Source organism: Micromonospora echinofusca (assembly GCF_017614955.1).
Lineage (GTDB): Bacteria > Actinomycetota > Actinomycetes > Mycobacteriales > Micromonosporaceae > Micromonospora > Micromonospora echinofusca_A.
Genome location: NZ_WVUH01000696.1, coordinates 1 through 842, shown reverse-complemented (window position 1 = coordinate 842; position 842 = coordinate 1). Strand labels below are relative to the sequence as shown.

1 protein-coding gene is annotated in these 842 nt (G+C 72.7%); it reads right to left on the bottom strand.

Annotated features, from left to right (window positions below; genetic code table 11):
• Positions 1–181: 181 nt before the first annotated feature.
• Positions 182–842 (bottom strand): glycosyltransferase family 4 protein (locus GSF22_RS33945; RefSeq protein ID WP_208817966.1); only part of this gene is annotated, 661 nt, incomplete at its 5' end.

The following is an 842-nucleotide window of genomic DNA, read 5'->3' as shown; positions in this document are numbered from 1 at the left end:
GGGGTGACGGCAGACCGGAGGAGTGACCGGGTACCAGTTCAGCCGGTCCCCTCCGGCGCACCCGCGCATCCTACGACCAGTCGTGGACCGCCCGCTGCCACCGTTCGGTCCGATCGGGACATTCCCAGGCCGGAGCGGATTGTCGGCGTGTCACCGCATTCAAGCCGACATTTCGGAAACGTCAGCCAGCGGCGACGGTCACCCGGTCGGGGGCGTCGGTCGGGGTCAGGTCGGGGCGCAGCCGGCGGTAGACCGACTCCAGTACCTCGGCCTGTGCCTCCCAGGTCCAGCTGGCGAGCAGGCCGGGCCGGTCGTACGCGGCCCGGTAGCGCTCCGGGTCGGCGAGCACCTTCCCGACGGCGCGGACGTAGTCGGCGACGTCCTCGGCCCGGAAGACCTCCCCCTGCCCGGTGGAGCGGACCGTGTCGGCCATCGTCCGCACGTCGCTGACCACGATCGGCAGCCGGGCGTGCGAGTACTCCAGGAACTTGGTGATCAGGGCGAGCTCGTGGTTGGGCTTGTGGTGGATCGGGATGACCCCGGCGTTCGCGGTGGCCAGGAACGCGGAGACCTGCCAGTGCGCGACGTACGGCAGCAGGTGCACCCGGTCGGCGACGCCGATCTCCCCGGCCCGGGCGAGCAGCGCCTCGCTGGCCGCGTTGTTGCCGCTGGGGTGCAGGGTGACCAGCGCGACGTGCACCCCGGGGAGCTGGGGCAGGGCGTCGATCATGGTGTCCACGCCCCGGGACGGGTTGACGCCGCCGCAGTAGACCAGGACCGGGGTGTCCGGGCCGATCCCGCAGGCGACCCGCAGGTCGGGGGTGGGGGTGTCGGCGGCGCCC